1 protein-coding gene and 1 pseudogene are annotated in these 1,435 nt (G+C 44.4%); one reads left to right on the forward strand and one right to left on the reverse strand.

The annotated features are described in order from the left end of the window. Positions 1-174, forward strand: a pseudogene (locus tag UC75_RS21035) (LysR family transcriptional regulator); the annotation flags it as partial. Positions 175-277: 103 nt separating this feature from the next. Here UC75_RS21035 and UC75_RS10075 read toward each other — a convergent pair. Next, a partial coding sequence (locus UC75_RS10075) for an NAD-dependent succinate-semialdehyde dehydrogenase (protein ID WP_228137255.1) occupies positions 278-1,435 on the reverse strand: 1,158 nt, incomplete at its 5' end.

Here is a 1,435-nt window from a genome sequence, read left to right on the forward strand (position 1 = left end):
CGTAAAGGCACACTTATTCATATTCTTCCTGACTGGAAGTCAAATATTGGCATGCTTCAACTGGTCTATGTGTCTAGAAAAGGCCAACGTCTGGTGGTCGAAAAACTCATTGAAACACTGATTGAAGAACTCAGACGTTTACCCGAAAGCCATGAAGGATATCTGCCGACTTAAATAAAAAAACCGGTCATGAATGGGCATGACCGGTTTTTGTGAAACAGCACATACAGCATAACTGCATGTTTTCGTTCAGAACAAAACGAACTCGCTTTGCTCCTTACTCAGATAAGTCTACGCAGAGGTATTTCATTTCAACATATTCTTCGATGCCGAATTTTGAACCTTCACGGCCTAGACCTGACTGTTTTACGCCACCAAACGGAGCAACTTCATTTGAAATCGCGCCCGTGTTAATGCCGACCATACCGTACTCAAGTGCTTCACCCACTCGCCATTGACGAGCTGTACTTTGTGTAAACAAATAAGCAGCTAAACCAAACTCGGTATCGTTCGCCATTGCCACTGCTTCGTCTTCAGTTTTAAAGCGGAATAGTGGTGCAAGCGGACCAAAAGTTTCTTCTTTAGACACTTTCATGTCTTGCGTTACGCCAGTTAACACAGTCGGTTCAAAGAATGTGCCACCTAGTGCCGAACGCTTACCACCAATACGAACTGTCGCGCCTTTCTCGGTTGCATCTGCAATATGAGACTGAACTTTTGCAATCGCATCTTCATCAATTAAAGGTCCTTGAGTTGAACCTTCTTGACGTCCGTCACCAACTTTCAATTTAGATACAGCTTCAACCAAACGGTCTGCCAAAGCATCGTAAATACCATCTTGAACATAAATACGGTTCGCACAAACACAAGTCTGACCGCTGTTACGATATTTACTTGCCATAATGCCCTGAACAGCTTGTTCAAGATTGGCATCGTCAAATACCACAACTGGTGCATTACCACCGAGTTCAAGTGAAAGCTTTTTAATAGTTGGCGCACATTGTTGCATCAAGATACGGCCAACTTGCGTTGAACCTGTGAAGCTTAACTTACGAACAATATCGCTTTCGCATAGTGTTTTACCCACTTCAACCGCATCACCACTAATGTTAATTAAAACATCTGCTGGTAAGCCTGCCTGTAACGCCAATACTTCAAGTGCATACGCTGTTAACGGTGTTTGCTCTGCTGGTTTAACCAACATTGAACAACCCGCAGCAATGGCTGGACCTGCTTTACGCGTAATCATGGCAGCTGGGAAGTTCCACGGCGTAATTGCAGCTGTAACACCAATCGCTTGTTTAATCACGAGCAAGCGTTGGTTTGGCAACGTAGGTGTTAAAACTTCACCATCCACACGGCGAGCTTGCTCAGCAAACCAACGGATGAATGATGCTGCATAACCAATTTCACCACGTGCTTCTGCCAATGGCTT

The organism is Acinetobacter sp. V2 (assembly GCF_001188385.1).
Lineage (GTDB): Bacteria > Pseudomonadota > Gammaproteobacteria > Pseudomonadales > Moraxellaceae > Acinetobacter > Acinetobacter oleivorans.